Annotated in this window: 10 protein-coding genes; 8 read left to right on the top strand and 2 right to left on the bottom strand. The window is 74.7% G+C overall.

Features of this window, described 5'->3' with window-relative positions; genetic code table 11:
- Positions 1-92 precede the first annotated feature (92 nt).
- Positions 93-710: an RICIN domain-containing protein gene (locus ACFXAM_RS04565; RefSeq protein WP_380287517.1), complete on the bottom strand. Its 618-nt coding sequence runs from the start codon at positions 708-710 to the stop codon at positions 93-95.
- A 35-nt stretch (positions 711-745) separates the two neighbouring features.
- Positions 746-1,384: a hypothetical protein gene (locus ACFXAM_RS04560; RefSeq protein WP_380287516.1), complete on the bottom strand. Its 639-nt coding sequence runs from the start codon at positions 1,382-1,384 to the stop codon at positions 746-748.
- A gap of 329 nt (positions 1,385-1,713) precedes the next feature.
- Between ACFXAM_RS04560 and ACFXAM_RS04555 the strand changes: the two genes are divergently transcribed.
- The 8 genes from ACFXAM_RS04555 to ACFXAM_RS04520 all read left to right on the top strand — a co-directional run bounded on the left by ACFXAM_RS04555 (position 1,714) and on the right by ACFXAM_RS04520 (position 13,336).
- Positions 1,714-2,919, top strand: a complete 1,206-nt coding sequence (locus ACFXAM_RS04555) for a sensor histidine kinase (RefSeq protein ID WP_380287515.1) — start codon at positions 1,714-1,716, stop codon at positions 2,917-2,919.
- The gene (locus ACFXAM_RS04550) at positions 2,916-3,518 is read left to right on the top strand and encodes a DNA-binding response regulator (RefSeq protein WP_380287514.1); all 603 of its coding nucleotides are present in this window, start codon (positions 2,916-2,918) and stop codon (positions 3,516-3,518) included. The genes ACFXAM_RS04555 and ACFXAM_RS04550 overlap by 4 nt, the downstream gene beginning before the upstream one ends.
- A 109-nt stretch (positions 3,519-3,627) precedes the next feature.
- Positions 3,628-5,610: a LamG-like jellyroll fold domain-containing protein gene (locus ACFXAM_RS04545; protein ID WP_380287513.1), complete on the top strand. Its 1,983-nt coding sequence runs from the start codon at positions 3,628-3,630 to the stop codon at positions 5,608-5,610.
- Between the two features lie 852 nt (positions 5,611-6,462).
- Entirely contained in the window at positions 6,463-7,233 is a 771-nt protein-coding gene (locus ACFXAM_RS04540) for a hypothetical protein (protein WP_380287512.1), read from the top strand.
- A complete protein-coding gene (locus tag ACFXAM_RS04535; protein WP_380287511.1) occupies positions 7,233-8,804 on the top strand; it encodes a hypothetical protein in 1,572 nt (523 codons plus the stop codon). The genes ACFXAM_RS04540 and ACFXAM_RS04535 overlap by 1 nt, the downstream gene beginning before the upstream one ends.
- Complete coding sequence (locus ACFXAM_RS04530; protein ID WP_380287510.1) at positions 8,801-10,381, top strand: S41 family peptidase; 1,581 nt, start codon at positions 8,801-8,803, stop codon at positions 10,379-10,381. Before ACFXAM_RS04535 ends, ACFXAM_RS04530 begins: the two co-directional genes overlap by 4 nt.
- 183 nt (positions 10,382-10,564) lie before the next feature.
- Positions 10,565-11,281 (top strand): chitinase, encoded by a 717-nt coding sequence (locus ACFXAM_RS04525; protein WP_380287509.1) that lies wholly within the window; start codon positions 10,565-10,567, stop codon positions 11,279-11,281.
- 522 nt (positions 11,282-11,803) lie between these two features.
- Positions 11,804-13,336 carry an amino acid adenylation domain-containing protein gene (locus ACFXAM_RS04520; RefSeq protein WP_380287508.1) on the top strand — a complete coding sequence of 511 codons (1,533 nt, stop codon included), beginning with the start codon at positions 11,804-11,806 and terminating at the stop codon, positions 13,334-13,336.
- Positions 13,337-13,378: the final 42 nt, after the last annotated feature.

The raw sequence follows: 13,378 nt of genomic DNA, 5'->3' as shown, positions 1-13,378 counted from the left end.
CCGCACGGCTCCCGGCCCCGGGCCGCTGCGCCCCGGCCGCGGCCCCGCACACGGGCGCGGGGCGCCTGCCCCGGCCCGGCGGCCCGCCGTCGTCACGCGGCGAGGTGCTCCAGCGTGAACAGGCTCGCCCGGTAGGTGTACTGCGCCACGGCCGAACCCGTGGAGCCGGCCGGGTCGGCGACGGCGGCGAAGCTGCCGCTGTGCCGCAGGATGATCAGCACCTCGTTGGAGCCGGGCGTGGGGAACAGGAACTGGAAGGCCTGGTTGGCGTGGATGTACCCCGAGCAGTCGAAGACGTTCAGGTTGACGCCGTCGGCCAGCCCTTCGGACGCGTCGTTCGGGTTCTGCTTCCAGACGCCCAGGCAGGTGTTCTCGTTCGACCGGTTGCGCAGGATCAGGTACTGGTTGTCGGCGTTGTAGTGGCACAGCTTCCACTGCTGGTTGTAGCCGCCGGTGTCGGAGTTCTGGACGGCCTGCCCCCAGGGGCTGTTCGGGTTCCGCTCCACCAGCTTCCCGAACGGCGTCCTGATCCGGTAGAAGCCGTCGTCGCAGACGTAGCCGTGCCACTCGGTCGACGCGAGCCCCTGGGGTGCGGCCGACGCGGGGCCCGCGAGCAGGGTGAGGCCGGCCAGCGGGGCGAGGGCGGCGGCGCCGAGGGCGCGCAGCGCCGTGCCCCGGCGGGAGGCGGTGCGGTGCGTCTGGTTCGTCACGGTGTCCTCCGTGGTCATGGGTTCGGTGGGGGCGGTCAGCAGCTGCTGATGAGGAGCTGGGCGGCCCGGCGCACGGTGCCGGCCGGCTGGACGGGAGCGCAGCCGACGGAGCCGATCTCCGGGGACTCGTAGGTGGTGAAGCTCCCGGGGCTCGCCGACGTGGTGACCCAGATGCCGGTGGTGGCGCCGGTCTGGGCACAGACGCGGTTGACGTACTGGCCGGTGACGACCCTGGTGCCGCGGTAGAGGCCGTACCGCCCGGGCGTGTTGAGCGTCCAGGTGTCGCTGACGGTCTGGCTGGTGGTGCTGGAGGTGGTCTTCTGGACCGAGAAGCCGACCTTGACCTCGACCTTGGCGAACAACGCGCTCGCACTGGCGCTGATCTCGGTCCTGTTGTCGACCGTGGTGCTCACCGAGGTGACCCGGCTCAGGGTGTCGGTGTGCTGTCCGACGGTGCCCGGGGTGACGTTGTAGATCAGGAAGTCGGTGACGACGGGCGTGATCTGCAGGTTGAAGGGCTCCGTGGTGGTGCGGTCCACGGCGGGGTTGCAGAGGGCCGGGAGGGTGTCGGCGTGGGCGGCCGGGGCCGCGGCGAAGGCCGACAGACCCACGGCCACGGCGGTGCCGACCGAGGCGGCCAGGGTGCGCCGGCGGGTCCTGCGGGTGGTGTTCACGTGTTCCTCCAGCGGTTGCGGATGCAGGGAGGAGGCGCGCGTCGACGGATGCGCGCACGCCTCGTGCAGGTGGGACGGGGTTCGACGCCGGCCGACGGCCGGTACGCGCCCGGAGCGCGGTGGCCGCCGCGGTCCGGGCGGACCGCGGGGCTTCCCGGGACCGGTGCGGTCCGGGTGGTGAAGAGTCTCGCCGGGGCGCGGCACCCGCCAGTAGTGGCCGGTGCCACCGGCCGGCCGGGCCGAGTCACGGACGGCGTATGACAGTTGTCATGCGTTTGGCTGGTTCGGCAACAGACAACGGGCCGCGGCGGACCCTAGGGTGGCGTTCGATGATCACCTCAATCATGGGGTCCGGGGCGGCCGATCCGGGGCGTCTGGGCCGCCTGACCTCCTGGCTGCTGCTCGCCCTGGGCCCCGCGTGGCTGGTCCTGGCCGCGCACGATCTCGCGGTCAACCCGTATCCCGGACGCATGGTCCTGGCCGCCCCTCCGGTGTTCGTGGCCATCGCGGTCCAGCACACCCGGCTGATCCGCCAGGCGGTCCGGGACGGCCGCGCGGGCCGGGCCCCGCTCCACGGCTCCGCCGTCGCCGGCGGGCGGTGGAACCACCTGCTGCTGGTCGCGGCGATCGCGGTGTGGGGCGACATGGCGGACCGTCCGCATACCGCGATCGACTGGGCCATGCTGCCGGGGGCCACGGTGGCGGCGATGGCCCTGTCGCTGTCCTCCCGGGCGCGCCGGCGGCTGGTGGCGGCGGTCGCGGTGGGCTGCGGAGTGCTGGGTGAGGCGGTGACGCAGTGGCGTCACCAGCTCCCCGGCCTGCTGCCCGGGCAGCAGGGGGTGATCGGCGCGGGAATGGTGCTGTTCATCGCCGGCGGGGAGTTGATGCTGGTCCGGCTCTGGTGGGCGGTGCGCGAGGCCGAACAGGTCCGCGAGACCGCGGCCTCGCTGGCCGTGGCCGAGGAGCGGCTGCGGTTCGCCGCCGATCTGCACGACGTCCAGGGCCACCGGCTCCAGGTCATCACGCTCAAGGGCGAACTGGCCGAGAAGCTGATCGGCCGCAGCGACCACGAGGCGCGCACGCACGTGCGGGAGATGACCGACCTGGCCCGCGCCGCGCTCGACGAGTCCCGGGCCGTGGTCCACGGCTACCGGCGCGCCAGCCTGAGTACCGAACTGGCCAACGCCGTGGAGATCCTGGAGGCCGCCGGGATCCGGACCACCGTCGACGGCGAGGCCGCCGGCATCCCCCACCAGCTCCAGCCGGCCTTCGCCGCCCTGGTCCGCGAGGGCGTCACCAACATCCTGCGCCACAGCCGGGCCCGCCACTGCCGGATCACCATCACCACCGGCGCGGGTGAGGCCCGCGTCCTGCTGCGCAACGACGGCGCCCCGTCGGGCCCCGCGGAACCCGGCAGCGGCCTGGCCGGACTGCGGGAACGCTTCCACACCCTCGGCGGGCACGTCCGCGCCGCCACCCGTCCGGGCGGTCACTTCGAACTGACCGGCCACGCCCGCGGGAAGGTCCCCTCGTGATCCGCATCCTGCTCGCCGACGACGAGGACCTCACCCGCGGCGCCCTCGCCGCGCTCCTCGGCCTCGAACCCGACCTGACCGTCGTCGCCCAGGCCCGCGACGGCTCCGCCGCGGTCGAGGCCGCCGCCCGGCACCCGGTCGACATCGCCCTGCTGGACCTGGAGATGCCCCGCCTCGACGGCATCTCGGCCGCCCAGGCGATCCGCCGTCACCGCCCCGTCCCCACCGTCCTGGTCACCCGCCACGCCCGGCCCGGCGTGCTGCGCCGCGCGCTGGCCGCGGGCGTCCAGGGCTTCGTCCCCAAGACCACTCCCGCCGACCGGCTGGCCGAGATCCTGCGCGACGTGCACGCCGGCGGGCGCTACATCGACCACCGGCTCGCCACCTACGCCCTCACCGAGACCTCCTGTCCGCTCACCCCGCGCGAGCTCGACGTCCTGCGCGGCGTCCACCGCGGCCAGGCCATCGGCGACCTCGCCACCCAGCACCACCTCGCCCCCGGCACCGTCCGCAACTACCTCTCCGGTGCCATCACCAAGCTCGCCGTCCGCACCCGCCACGAGGCGGCGCGCCGGGCCTGGGAAGAGGGGTGGATCTGATCCTCGCCGCGCCGGGTTCGGCCGCTGTTCAGCGGCGCGTGGCTCCGACGATGATCTCCGACCAGACCCGCTCCCTACCGTCGGGGCCCACACCACTTCGGGAGCGAACATGCACGACATCCACGAGTCCGGGCACGCCTGCGAGTGCCCGCGGACCGCCGATCTCGACGGGGACGGTCCGGCCGCGGCCGGCCGGCGACGGTTCCTGCGCGGGGCCGGCCTGCTGGGCGCCGGGATCGGGACGGCGGGGCTCGGACTGCTCGGCGCGGAGCCCGCGCAGGCGGCCGGTTCCGCCCCGGCCGAGGGCGGCGGCGGTGCGGCGCGCGGGAAGGCGAAGAAGGGGCGCTGGCAGCCGGACCCGGACGCCCGGCGGTTCACCGTCGTCGTCATGCCGGACACCCAGTACCTCTTCGACCAGGACCGGATCCACCCGGCGCCCGTGGAGGCCTCGATCCGCTACGTGCTCGACGGCGGCGTCAACCGGGAGGACGGCACGGACGACAACATCGTCTTCCTGGCCCACCTCGGCGACGTCACCGAGAACGGGCTGGCCGTCGAGTACGCCGCCGTCAGCAAGGTGTTCGGACTGCTGGACGACGCCGGCGCGGCCTACGGCGTGCTCGCCGGCAACCACGACGTCCGCTCCTCGACCGACGACCGGCGCGGCAGCACCCCGTACCTGGAGACCTTCGGCAAGGCCCGGGCCGCCCGCACCTCCGGCTACCACAGCTCCAGCCCGGACGGGTACAACACCTGCCACGTCTTCACGGCGGGCGGCCGCCCGTGGATGCTGCTCTCGCTGGACTGGCGGCTCTCGGACGCCGGCTTCGCGTGGGCCAACGCGGTGATCGCCGCCAACCCGAAGGTCCCGGTGATCCTGACCACCCACGAGCTGGCGTACGCCGACGCCGCCGGGCGGGCCGAGCTGTCCGACTACGGCCGCAAGCTCTGGGACCGGCTGATCAGCGGCAACGACCAGATCTTCCTCACCGTCAACGGCCACTACTGGCCGCCCGGGCGCACCGTGCTGAAGAACCGGGCCGGCCACGACGTCCACGTCCACATCACCAACTACCAGGACCGCTACTACGGCGGCGCCGCGATGATCCGGGCGTACCGCTTCGACCTCGACCGCAACACCGTCGACGTCTCCACCTTCTCCCCGTGGATCCAGGAGATCGCGGCCGAGGAGCGCAACACGCTGGCGGCGCAGCAGGTCGAGCTCACCTCGGAGGTGGACCGCTTCTCGCTCGCGATCGACTTCGACCGGCGCTTCGCCGGCTTCGCGCCCGTCCCCCCGCGCCCGGCCCGCCGCCCCGCCGAGCTGCTGGTGCGGGACACCGTGGCGTACTGGCGCTTCGACGACGGCGGCCGCGACGGCACGGCGGTCCCGCCGCAGCAGGTCGTCAAGGACCTCACGGGCCAGGGCAACGACCTGCTCCGGCGCAGCGCCCCCGGCACCCCCGACGACGCGCTCACCTGGTCCGCCGACCACCACCCCGACCAGCCGGGACACGGCAGCCTGCTGTTCAGGGGCGCCCGCTCACCGCTGCGCGGCACCTATCTGGAGACCGTGCCCACCGCTCCGCTGAACCGCGAGACCTTCGAACGCGGCTTCACCGTCGAGGCGTTCTGCAAGCTGCCCGCCGACTGGGACTCCGGACAGAGCCGCTGGTCCGCTCTGCTCAGCCGCTGGGGCATGGCGGGCGAGGCCGGCCGGAGCGGCCCCGGCACGGACCCCGAGGAGCCCGTGGTGACGCTCAGCCTCTCCGAGGCCCCCGCCCTGCAGTGGTGCGTCTACCCCCTCAACCAGACCGGCGCCTCCACCTGCTGGGGCCACCAGCTGCCCCTGGACACCTGGTGGCACGTCGCGGTGGTCAACGACGGCAAGCTCAGCCGGATGTACGTGGACGGCTGCGAGGTCGCCCGCAACCCGTCCACCCCCGCCGTGGGCCTCACCACCCTCGGCCGCCCGTGGATGCTGGGCGGCTACTCCTACGCGGGGCTGCTGGACAAGGTCTTCCACGGCCACATCGGCGACGTCCGCATCACGAGGCGCCCCCTGCGCCCCCGCGAGTTCATGACCACCTGACCCCACCGCCCCGCCCCCGGGAGGTGCCGGACCCGCGCACCACCCCGGGGGCGGCTCACGGGGACCGCCGGCCCGCACACCGCCCAGGAGCCGACGGCCTCCGCCTCGCCAGACGGCCCCTGCGTCGCATCGGCGAGTTCATGACCACCCGACGCCCCTGCGCGCCCTCGGGAAGCCCTGAACCCACTCGCCCGCCCACAGCGCGAGACGGCGCGGCGCAGCGGGACCGCCGCCCCGGAACCGATGCCATCGGCCCGCCCCAGCGGTACCGGGCCACACACCCGCCCACAGCGCGGGTCAACGCGCAGCGGAACCACCGCCCCGGAGCCGACGGCCTCCACCTCACCAGGCGGCCCCCGCGTCGCATCGGCGAGTTCATGACCGCCCGACGCCCCTGCGCGCCCTCGGAGGCCCCGAACCCGCACGCCCGCCCACGACACGGGACGGCGCGCAGCGGAACCACCGCCCCGGGACCGACGGCCTCCGCCTCACCAGGCGGCCCCTGCGCACCCGTGCGTTCATGACCGCCCGACGCCACCACCCGCCCCCCGGGAAGCCCCGAACCCGCACACCCGCCCACAGCGCGGGACGGCGGGACCGCCGCCCCGGGGCCGACGGCCTCCGCCTGGCCCGGCGGTGCTGGGCGGCCGGGGCCGGAGCGTGGGAAGCGGCGGGTGCGTTCGGGGTGGCGATCACGGGGCGGCTCGCCGGTGGCGAGGGCCGGCCCCGGGCGGGTCGTCCTCGCGCCCGCCGGGGGGCGGGCGGGCCCGTTTGCGGGGCCGGGGGCGGTGTGGTGCATTGGGAGGGACACCACAACGGCCCGTGAGGCCGTCGCTGAGGAGGTGGTGGGCGGTGGCCGAGTTCGACCGGGGGCCGGCGGACGCGTTCGCGGAGCTGTTCGCGCGAGTGCCCGATCCGCCCGACGAGCAGGCGTTCTGGTTCGACTGGGGGCCGGTCTTCTACCGGGGGCGGCTGGACGGCTCGGCCCGGGTGCTGGTGGTGGCCTCGGATCCGGGGCCGACCGAGCGGATCGCCGGCCGCACCCTGGTCGGCGACGCCGGGCAGCGGGTGCAGGGCTTCCTGGGGAAGCTGGGACTGACCCGCTCCTACGTCTGCCTCAACGGCTGGGCGTACGCGGTGCACCCCGCACAGGCCGAGGCGATGAAGGAGCGGCTCGGCGACGACGCCCAACTCCAGTGGCGCAACGAGGTGTTCAGCACGGCCGTGGGCCTCGCCCTGCAAGCCGTCGTCGCGATGGGGTTCATGGCGCAGGAGGCCGTGCGGCTCTGGGACGGCCGCCCACAGCAGGCGGTGCTGGTGAAGGTGCCGCACCCGTCGAGCCACGACCCGGTGGCGCTGCTGGACGGCTGGCGCGCGGCCGTCACGACGCTGCGCGTCGTGGTCGGGCCGGACGAGGACGGCGACAACACCGGGCCCAACTACGGTGACACGTTCGAGGAGAGCGACTACCGCCCGATCCCGCGCCGCGATCTGCCGTTCGGCGTGCCGGCGTTCCTGGGGGACGACGCCTGGGTGCGCGCCAAGGGGACGGGCCAGCCGAGCTCGGTGAGCCGCCCGTCGCCCGACGACGGGCACACGCTGGTCTGGAAGGCGCGGGACTGATGGCCCTCGTCCTGCGCGGCACCGTGGTCACCTTCGACGCCGGGCACACCGTCCTCGACCCCGGCGCGGTGTACGTCGGCGACGACGGCCGGCTGGACGCGGTGCTGCCGGCCGACCGGCCGCCGCCCGTCGGGTTCGCCGCCGCCCCGGTCGTCGACCTCACGGCCACCGGCGCCCTCGTGCTGCCCGGCCTGGTCGACCTGCACGGCCACCTCCAGTACCACACCCTGCCGCTCTGGGAGGCGGTCGGCGTGCCGTACCTGCACCACGACCGCTGGGTCGACGAGCGGCACGCGCCCGACTACGCGACCACCGTCACCTGGCCCGCCAAGGTGCTCGGCCACGCCGCGCCCGAGGCGCTGCTCGCGTACGTCGAGGTGAAGGCGCTGGTCGGCGGCACCACCTCGGTCCAGGGCGCGCCGCGCTCCACCCGCCCGCTCGACGGCGGGCTGCTGCGGATCGTCGACACCGAGAAGCTCCCGGCGGGGCGGGACACGGTGCTGACCTCCGCGCTCCAGCAGGACGCCGACGTGCTGCGCGAGGAGACGGCGCCGAAGCTCGACGGCACCCGGGTGCTGATCTACCACGTCGCGGAGGGGCGGCGCGCCGCGGAGCCGGACCCGGCGAAGCCGGTCTCGCACGTCCACCGCGAGTTCGCCGACCTCACGCCGTGCCTGAAGCCGGGCCTGGTCTGCGTGCACGGCACCGCGCTCACCGCCGCCGAGTTCGCGGCCTGGCAGGGCGCCGTGGCGGCGGCCGACCCCGCCGAGCGGGGCACCGTCGTGTGGTCGCCGTTCTCCAACCTCTGGCTCTACCGCGAGACGACGGACGTCGTCGCGGCGCGGGCGCAGGGCCTGCGGATCGCGCTCGGCTCCGACTGGTCGCCGTCGGGGACCAAGCACGTGCTGGGCGAGCTCAAGGTGGCCGACGGCCTCAACCAGCACGAGCTGGCCGGCCACTTCGACGACCGGAGCCTGTGCGACCTGGTCACCGCGAACCCCGGCGACGCGCTGGCGACCGCCTGGGGACCGCAGGTGGGGCGGCTTGCGGCCGGCAGCGCCGCCGACCTGCTGGTGCTCGACCGCCCCGACCCCGGCAAGGACGTCTACCGCACCCTCGTCGACGCGACCGAGCGTCACGTCCTGCTGGTGGTCGCCCGCGGCCGGCCGCGCTACGGCACAGCGGCGCTGATGACCGCCGCGGGGGCGGGCACCGGCAGCGCGATCGAGCCCGCGCCCGGGCTGCGCCGCCGGGTGGCCCTGGACGGGCTCGACTGGCCGGCCGTCGGGCGGGCGCTGGCGAAGGTCCGCCGGGACCCGCAGGCCGCCTGGCGCGACGCCCAGGACGCGCTGGCGGCGTGGGGCGGCCCGCTCGACGACCCCGACGCGCCGCTCGCGCTCTTCGGCGACATGCCCGAGGGCGAGGCGGCCGCCCTGGCCGGCACCGACGACGTCCCGGCCGGCCTGGTCGTCCCGGAGCCGGACGCGCTGACCCACGACGCCGCCTTCTTCGCGGCCGTCGACCGCAGCGGGATCCCGGAGCTGCAGCGCCTGAAGGCCCGCTACCCGTGAGCCCGCGGCTCACCGCCCCGCCCCGCGCGCTGCCGGACTCCACCGGGCTCGACGCCTTCCTCGCCGGGGCCGCCGCCGACCCGCTGCCGCTCGCCGACCGCTACCGCCTGCTGACCGCCGCCCGCGTCCTGGTCGAGGAGCTGTACGTCCACCTCCCGCTCAAACGGGCCCGCTACGCCACCGACCCGGTGCAGCGGCTGCGGCTGCTGGAGCGCCGGGTGCCCGCCCTCAGCGAGCTGCAGTTCCACGCCGAACTGGCCGCCGTCTTCCGGGACCTGCGCGATCTGCACACCGTCTACCAGCTGCCCTCCCCGTACCGGGGACAGGTCGCCGTGCTCGGCTTCCTGGTGGAGTGCTACCACGACGAGGACGGCACGCCGCACTACCCGGTCTCCCGGATCGACGACTCGCTGCGGCACGCGGACTTCGACGCGGGCGTCGAGCTGGAGCTGTGGAACGGGGTCCCGGTGGAGCGGGCCGTCGAACGCAGCGCGGCCGCCCAGGTGGGCTGCAGCCCCGACGCCCGGCTGGCGCGCGGGCTGGAGTCGCTGACACTGCGCCCGCTGCGGACCGCTCCCCCGCCGGACGAGCGCTGGGTCCTGCTCACCTACCGCACCCCCGACGGGCGGCAGCGCGAGACCCGGGTGCCGTGGCGGGTGCGCTCCGCCGACCGGCACAACGGGCGGGACCAGGACCCGGTGCCCACGCTCGTCACCCACCTCGGCATCGATGCCGGCAACGAGGCCGCCCGCCAGGCCAAACGCGCGCTGTTCGCCCCGGCCCCGGCCCGCCGCTCGGCCGCCCGGGCGCCCCGGGACGTCCTCGCGTACCGCAGGACGCGCGGCCGCCGCCCGTACGGCTACCTGCGGATCTACTCGTTCAACGTGGCGAGCGCGCGGCGGTTCGCCGAGCGGGTGGCGGCGCTCGCGGCGGGCGCGCCGGCCGACGGCCTGGTCGTCGACGTCCGCGGCAATCCGGGCGGCAACATCCTGGCCGCCGAGGCCGCCCTGCGGGTGCTGGGCACGGGCCCGGTCGCGCCGGTCCGGTTCTCCCTGCCGACCACCCGCACCGCGCTGGCGCTGGCCCGCGCCAACCCGGCCTTCCGTCCGTGGGCGCCGTCGATCCGCGACGCGGTGGAGAGCGGCGAGCCGTACTCGCAGGGGTTCCCGCTCACCGACCCGGACGCGGTCGCCGAGGGACTGCCGCGCTACCCGGGGCCCACGGTGCTGATCGTCGACGCCCTCACCTACTCGGCGGCGGACATCTTCGCCGCCGGCTTCGCGGACAACGGGCTGGGACCGGTCCTCGGCACCGCCGCGACCACCGGCGCGGGCGGCGCCAACGTGTGGACGTACGAGCTGCTCGGCGTATGGCTGCCCGAGCTGCTGGTGCCGCTGCCGCGCGGAGCCGGGTTCCGGGTCGCCCTGCGCCGGGCCACCCGGGCCGGCGGCAACACCGGTGTCCCGCTGGAGGACTTCGGTGTGGCCGCGGACCCGCTGCACCGGCTGACCCGGCGCGACGTCCTCGGCCACAACCAGGACCTGCTGGCGGCTGCCGCGCTGCTGCTCAAGCACTGAACCGGCAATCTCTGCCGTCTGTTTGAGGCATCGTCAGGTCCGCGTGACGCATTCGCCCCGAAGGGGTGGTTTGACGCCGCGCGCCGCACGGATTCCGGGAATCGGGCACCACGATGATTCCGGCGCTTCGCTCCCGAAGCACCGCATCACCGAACCGGTTCCCGGATTCCCCTGCGAGGAACGATGAAGCTTCTGCGTGCCCTGTCGACGACGGCCTCGGTCGCCGTGCTGAGCACCCTCTCCCTGGCCGGACAGACGGCGCCGGCGTCCGCCGCCGGCTCCTTCGTGGTCAGCGAGTCCCAGTTCAACCAGCTGTTCCCGGCCAGGAACGCCTTCTACACCTACCGCGGCCTGGTCGACGCGCTGGGCGCCTACCCGAAGTTCGCGACCAGCGGCGACACCGCCACCCGCAAGCGCGAGGCGGCGGCCCTCCTCGCCAACGTCAGCCACGAGACCGCCGGGCTGAAGTACGTCGTCGAGCAGAACACCGCGAACTACCCGCACTACTGCGACAGTTCGCAGCCGTACGGATGCCCGGCCGGACAGGCCGCGTACTACGGGCGCGGCCCGCTGCAGCTGAGCTGGAACTTCAACTACAAGGCCGCGGGCGACGCCCTGCACCTCGACCTGCTGCACAACCCCAACCTGGTGCAGAACGACCCGGCGGTGTCCTGGAAGACCGCGCTGTGGTTCTGGAACACCCAGACCGGCGCCGGCCGGATGACCTCCCACGACGCCATCGTCAACAACAAGGGCTTCGGCGAGACCATCCGCACCATCAACGGCGCCCTGGAGTGCGACGGCAGGAACCCCGCCCAGCGCGACGACCGGATCAGCCTGTACCGGAAGTTCACCGCCGCCCTGGGCACCGACGTCGGCGGCGGCAACCTGTCCTGCTGACACGAGGACCCCCCGTCGGGGCCGGCCCCGCCCGGCTCCGACGGGGAGCGCGGGGCCGGGCCGGGGGAGGCCGTATTCCGTTGACGGACGGACGATCCGTCGGCGTCCGATCGTGGCTCCGGCGGCGGGCCGGGCGTCAATTCCCGGGCGAATGAAAGCCCTTGCCCGCCGGGCCCGCGAGCAGCGGGAACGCCCGGACGGCCGCGGCCCCGGGCCGCGGAACGGCGGCGGGCGGGCCGGCGGATTCCCGAACGGCGGGAAACAGCCCAGCAGTTGGATGGTGTGCGATCTGCGCGGAAATCGGCACCGCCGGGCCGGTGCGGCGCGTGACCGCAGCGCCACCGTCCGCAGTCACTCGGACCCCAGGAGCCCGCCCAGATAGAGCCAGTCCCGTTCACATGTCAACCACACGTCCTTGAAGCGACATCCTCAACAACCATTGTGGCCGCGCAGCCCCGGCGGGTAGAGTCCCGGTCCGCCGAGCACCGAACACGTGCTCGCACGGCATTCTTTGGGGCGGGCATGACAAATAACCGCAACATCAACGGGGCCACTTCCGATCTGATTGACGCGTTCACGGAAACCGTGCGCCGATATCCCGGACGACCGGCGATCGTCCACCACGGACAGCACATCAGTTATCGCCAACTGCACCGATCGGCCATGGATTTGGCCGACCGTCTCGGCACCGGTCCGGGCGTGGTGGCGGTGTCGGCGGTGCACACGCCGGACACCGTCGTCGGGCTGCTCGGCGTCCTGGCGGCCGGCGGCGCGTACTGCCCGGTCGACCCGGCGTTCCCACCGCAACGGCAGCGGGACATGCTCGCGGCGGCCGGCTGCCGGACGACCCTCGGCCTGGACCACCGGCCCGGCCCGCAGGGCGCCGGGTCACCGCGATTAGCCGCGGCACCCGAGGACGACGCGCAGCGTCCCGCCTATCTGCTCTTCACGTCGGGTTCGACCGGGCAGCCGAAACCCGTCGTCACCCCGCGCGGGGCGATCTCCGCCGCCGTGGACTCGCTGCGCACCCTGTTCGGCCTCACCGCCGAGGACCGCGTGCTCCAGTTCGCCTCGCTGAACTGGGACACCTGCTTCGAGGAGATCCTCCCGGCGCTGACCGGCGGCGCCGCGCTCGTCCTGGACCGCGAGGCCCACTGCGGGTCGTTCCCGCGCTTCCTGCGGATGGTCGAGCGCGAGCGGATCACCGTGCTCGACCTGCCCACCGCCTTCTGGCACGAACTGGTCCTCCACCTCGCCGAGGAGGGCACCGCACTGCCCGGCTGCGTCCGGCTGACGGTGATCGGCGGCGAGGCCGCCAACCCGGCGCGGCTCGCCGACTGGGCCGCCCTCGACACCGGCCGGATCCGGCTGCTCAACACCTACGGGTCCACCGAGACCACCCTGATCACCCATGCCGTGGACCTGCACGGGCCGCTGGCCGCCGACCGGGCGACGCCCTGGGCGGCCGGCGACCGGGTGCCGATCGGCCGGGCACTGCCGCATGTCCGCGAACGGATCGACGACCGGGGCGAGTTGCTGATCGGCGGGCCGGCCGTGGCGCTCGGCTACCTCGGCCTGCCGGAGGCCACCGCGGCCCGCTTCGGCGCGGACGGCCTGGGTGTGCGCTGGTTCCGCACCGGTGACCGGGTGAGCCGCGCACCGGACGGCGTGCTGACCCACCAGGGCCGGATGGACGGCGAGTTCAAGATCCGCGGGATCCGGGTCGACCCGGCCGAGGTGGAGGCGCACCTCGGCGCCCACCCCGGGGTGCAGGCCGTGGCGGTGACGGGGGTGACCGAGGCCGGCCGCTCCGTCCTGGTCGCGTACGTGGTCCCGCGCGCCGGGGTCGCGACGGGAACGCTGGCCGCCGAGGTCCGCGCGTACCTGCGCGACCGGGTGCCCGGCCACCTCGTGCCCGGCCGGATCACCGTCGTGCCCGGGCTGGTGCTCACCGCCAGCGGCAAGGTCGACCGGGCCGCCACGCACCGCCGCCACGGCGCACCGGCCAGCGCCCCCGCGCCCGCCCAGGCCGCACCGGCCCCGGCCCACCCGTAGCCCCGATCCACCCGTAGCCCGCTCCCCCGTGGCGCCCGCGCG

The sequence above is a fragment of the Kitasatospora sp. NPDC059462 genome (assembly GCF_042749955.1).
Lineage (GTDB): Bacteria > Actinomycetota > Actinomycetes > Streptomycetales > Streptomycetaceae > Kitasatospora.
Note: the sequence above shows the minus strand (reverse complement) of the source record. Positions and strands in the feature narration are given on the sequence as shown.

Coding starts and splice junctions, on each gene's coding strand:
- ACFXAM_RS04555 (WP_380287515.1), top strand. CDS start 1,714: ATGATCACCTCAATCATGGGGTCCGGGGCGGCCGATCCGGGGCGTCTG.
- ACFXAM_RS04545 (WP_380287513.1), top strand. CDS start 3,628: ATGCACGACATCCACGAGTCCGGGCACGCCTGCGAGTGCCCGCGGACC.
- ACFXAM_RS04525 (WP_380287509.1), top strand. CDS start 10,565: ATGAAGCTTCTGCGTGCCCTGTCGACGACGGCCTCGGTCGCCGTGCTG.
- ACFXAM_RS04535 (WP_380287511.1), top strand. CDS start 7,233: ATGGCCCTCGTCCTGCGCGGCACCGTGGTCACCTTCGACGCCGGGCAC.
- ACFXAM_RS04520 (WP_380287508.1), top strand. CDS start 11,804: ATGACAAATAACCGCAACATCAACGGGGCCACTTCCGATCTGATTGAC.